This window comes from Thermodesulfovibrionales bacterium (assembly GCA_035622735.1).
In the GTDB taxonomy this organism is placed as follows: domain Bacteria; phylum Nitrospirota; class Thermodesulfovibrionia; order Thermodesulfovibrionales; family UBA9159; genus DASPUT01.
Genome location: DASPUT010000181.1, coordinates 1 through 3427 on the forward strand (window position 1 = coordinate 1; position 3427 = coordinate 3427).

Consider the following 3427-nt stretch of genomic DNA (forward strand, 5'->3'; position numbering starts at 1 on the left):
TCATAACAGGCTTTTTTACCAAAATCGAAACGCTTCTCCCTTTGCTCGGGGGCCATGCCGAATTCTTCCTCATCAAAATAAACGGCATGAACGAGGACGATTCTACCCCCGTGTCTTCTTATCCAGTTTGAAGATTCTATGACCGCCGCCTTGCTCGACTCAGAGCCGTCGAAACCGACAACGATAGTTTCGTACATATCCTTCGCGCGCTTGCCGACCTCGATATTCGGCCGCTCGTTTACGTAGCTTAGCTCGATGTTCCGGGGGGATATTGCTTCCTGTCGCATGTTAATGGGCACCTCCGCCTTTCCTGAATACCATGCCGACACCGAACCCTGCGCCGAGGGCAGCAAGTATGGATATCATCCCATACAAACTCCCGTTATTTTTCGCCATCCCGGCCAAAGACTTGACGATGCCTACCTGCTCAACGAGAACGCTCGCCTCAGCAGTCTCGATGACCTTCTTGTCTTTCACCGCGTAGACCGTAACGGTATACCTGCCCGGAGGTGCCTGATACGGCCACTCATTCAGTATGTAATAATTCTGCTTCCCGTCTTTTTCTGTGCGGGCAATGTTCCCGGATGACCGGGAGTAGAGTTTTGAAGATTCCTTGAATCTTACGAACTCCTGAAACCACTTCGCTTTCTCATTCTCATCGACTGCCGGCTCCATGTCGACGTGCCTCTGAAGGGCCTCATACCCGATCGTATACTTGAGCATCTCCTCTCTGCTCAAGACGTCCTCTATCTTCCTCGTGCTGTCCAGATAATAGAGCGCTGGCGCATGTTCGAATCGTAACGTCCCGACGTTCATCCAGAGAAACCCTGCGACCTTTCCTTTCTTACGCAGTGCCTGGTGTCCGTCGGGAGAGGTGATCTTGATAACGAGATCGGTAGCCGGGTCTGATGTTCCACGGATACTCACTGCGCTTCCGTGATAAAAGAAGTCTATGTTGATATGGTCGTGGTTTGCTGTCGCAGTGAGTTCGGCAGACACCCCGCTCTGAAATAGGGACAGTAACCCAAGGATTGTGCCAGTGGTAATCACGAGCGTCTTCGCGACAAATTCTCTGATTCTCATTAATGTCCTCCTCCCTGTGCTAAGAGCAATGACGGACTTAGCGTGAGTTCAAAAATGATCTTGACGGTCACCAGAAGTACTATGACCGCAAGGATTACCTTGAGCTGTTCACCCTTGAGTTTCCTGCCGAAAACCGCCCCGACCTGGGCACCGATCGTCGAGCCGAGCAATAAGAGTACCGCAAGGATAAAATCGACGCTGTGATTCGTATATGCCTGGAGAAACGTCACCTCTATACAATTGAAGAGTATCTGGAAGAGACTCGTACCCACGACGACATGCATCGGCATCCTCAGGATATAGACCATGACCGGAACCATGAGGAAGCCGCCGCCGACCCCCATAATCGCAGCGAGGACCCCGACAAAACAACCGAAGATGAGGGGAACGAGAGCGGAATGTGTTACGCCTGACTTTTCGAAGTGGGTCTGCAGAGGGAGAGATTTCAGGAATTTCACCATACTCGATTCCTTACTTGTCTTGACCTCTTCGGTCTTCTTCTTCCTCATGCTCGCGAGGCTCTCAAAGAACATATAGGTGCCGACGATTCCGAGCATCAGGACATAGGTCATCTTTATCACAAAATCGGCATTCCCCGTCGCTTTCAGAATTTTTATAGCCTGGACCCCGAGGAGTCCTCCGATGAAACCCCCTATGAGGAGATAGAGCCCCATCTTGAAATCCACATTGCCGACCTTCCAATGAGCATAGGTACCGGATGTCGATGCCGCAACGATCTGATTCGAGTCAGTCGCAGCAGCCACCGTTGAAGGTATGCCAAACATGATCAGGAGCGGAGTCATAAGAAAACCGCCCCCCACGCCGAACAGACCCGAGAGGAGGCCGACCGCCAGGCCGAGCCCCACGGGGATTAAGACATTAATGCTTGTCAATGCAACAGGTAAATAGAGATACATCTAAACTCCTCCTTTCTTATTGTCAGGCGACATGTGTCTGCTTGGCCATGGTCACAATAGGTCGTGATGCGGTCTTTACGAGCCTGTTCAGTACCTTTGCATTCACATTGTCATCATGGGTGACGCTCGGGCTTAGCAGTACCATGTCTATCTTCGTGTTCTGCCTAAGGACATTCTTTATCGCGGAGACTACGTCTCCTGCGGCGGTACTCACATCGACAAGAACTCCTAAGGTGCCGCACTCTGCCTTGAGCGCTGCCAGTCTCTTATCGAAGTCTTCATTCTTCTTTTCATAATCTTCACGAATCAGCTCTCTCGCCGTCTTGGGCTCATCGGCCTCAGCGAAGGTAATCGCCGTCATTAAGTCCTCGAATTTTTCGAGAGCCTTTCTCCTAAGAATCATCAATATTTCTATGCCGTCATTCATCGTCTTCGCGAGCTCCACGGCATAGGAGAAGCCGTCATCAAGAGTCTCATCATGGTACGTTACAAACAAAAGCTGCTTTCCCTTCATCGTCTCCTCCTCGTCTTCTACGCTCCGACTACCAGTACAGGACACGGCGCCTGATTAATAACCTTTTCAATGACATTCTTCCCGAATATCTTTCGGAACCAGTTCGTCTTATTCGATCCCATAATAATGAGATCACATCGTTCATCTTCCGCCACCTCGAGGATCTTTTCGTGGATCTCGCCCTCTTCAACGCGTGTTTTGACGAGGGCGCCTTCAGCCTTTGCCCTCTTGTCTAATTCGACTGCGTCCTTCCTCGCTCCATTGTCAAGGACGTCAGCGATATTCTTGATCCCGGTAAGATTAAGCTCCCCATCTTGGGGGGGAACTACCTTTACTAGGGTAACCCAGCACTTTTCGTCCTGAGCAAGTCTCAATCCTTCATGAAGGGCATCATGAGAACCGTTTAGCGCTATAAGAATCTTCCTGTAACCTTTCATCTCGGCCTCCTTTTTCGAAATCTGTATACATTAGAGCAAAGCCGATGCCAGGATATATCTCACTGTTTTATAAGGATATTTAAACTTTTGCCGAAATTTCATATGTTTCAAATTTGAACAGGCCTGAACAAATCGAATCTATAATCACCAACACCACTATGAGGTCAAAGAACCTCAAACCCGTTTATGACGTGGAGATGCGGGGACTGATTGACTAAAATCCCTGAAGAGCTGACTCATACCGGCCCGTTTCAATTTTGAACACATCAAACTCCCTATTGGGAATTCTGCAGAAGTGAGGGCGTCATCGTGGCTTTTCTTGAAAAAGATCCAGAAAGGAAGAGGCCGGGATAACAGATGGAGGAGGATTCTTTAGGGCTCACCACATGGAGTGAGTCTTAAGAGGGAGTGTTTGAAAATGGAAACCCGTCTGGCGCAAAAAAGAAGAAATCTGATAGACTGATGGAGTTTATGAA

The 3427-nt window shown here is 49.4% G+C and carries 5 protein-coding genes; all 5 read right to left on the bottom strand.

Going from position 1 to position 3427, the window contains the following annotated elements:
- On the bottom strand, positions 1-287 hold a 287-nt coding region (locus VEI96_09535; GenBank protein ID HXX58226.1), incomplete at its 3' end, for a universal stress protein.
- Position 288: 1 nt separating this feature from the next.
- Positions 289-1083 carry a TIGR02186 family protein gene (locus VEI96_09540; GenBank protein ID HXX58227.1) on the bottom strand — a complete coding sequence of 265 codons (795 nt, stop codon included), beginning with the start codon at positions 1081-1083 and terminating at the stop codon, positions 289-291.
- Positions 1083-2000: a sulfite exporter TauE/SafE family protein gene (locus tag VEI96_09545; protein ID HXX58228.1), complete on the bottom strand. Its 918-nt coding sequence runs from the start codon at positions 1998-2000 to the stop codon at positions 1083-1085. The genes VEI96_09540 and VEI96_09545 overlap by 1 nt, the downstream gene beginning before the upstream one ends.
- A gap of 22 nt (positions 2001-2022) precedes the next feature.
- On the bottom strand, positions 2023-2514 hold the full coding sequence (locus VEI96_09550; GenBank protein ID HXX58229.1) for a hypothetical protein: 492 nt from the start codon (positions 2512-2514) through the stop codon (positions 2023-2025).
- A gap of 17 nt (positions 2515-2531) precedes the next feature.
- Positions 2532-2951 carry a universal stress protein gene (locus VEI96_09555; protein HXX58230.1) on the bottom strand — a complete coding sequence of 140 codons (420 nt, stop codon included), beginning with the start codon at positions 2949-2951 and terminating at the stop codon, positions 2532-2534.
- Between the last annotated feature and the right edge of the window lie 476 nt (positions 2952-3427).

Coding starts and splice junctions, on each gene's coding strand:
- VEI96_09545 (HXX58228.1), bottom strand. CDS start 2,000: ATGTATCTCTATTTACCTGTTGCATTGACAAGCATTAATGTCTTAATC.
- VEI96_09550 (HXX58229.1), bottom strand. CDS start 2,514: ATGAAGGGAAAGCAGCTTTTGTTTGTAACGTACCATGATGAGACTCTT.
- VEI96_09555 (HXX58230.1), bottom strand. CDS start 2,951: ATGAAAGGTTACAGGAAGATTCTTATAGCGCTAAACGGTTCTCATGAT.
- VEI96_09540 (HXX58227.1), bottom strand. CDS start 1,083: ATGAGAATCAGAGAATTTGTCGCGAAGACGCTCGTGATTACCACTGGC.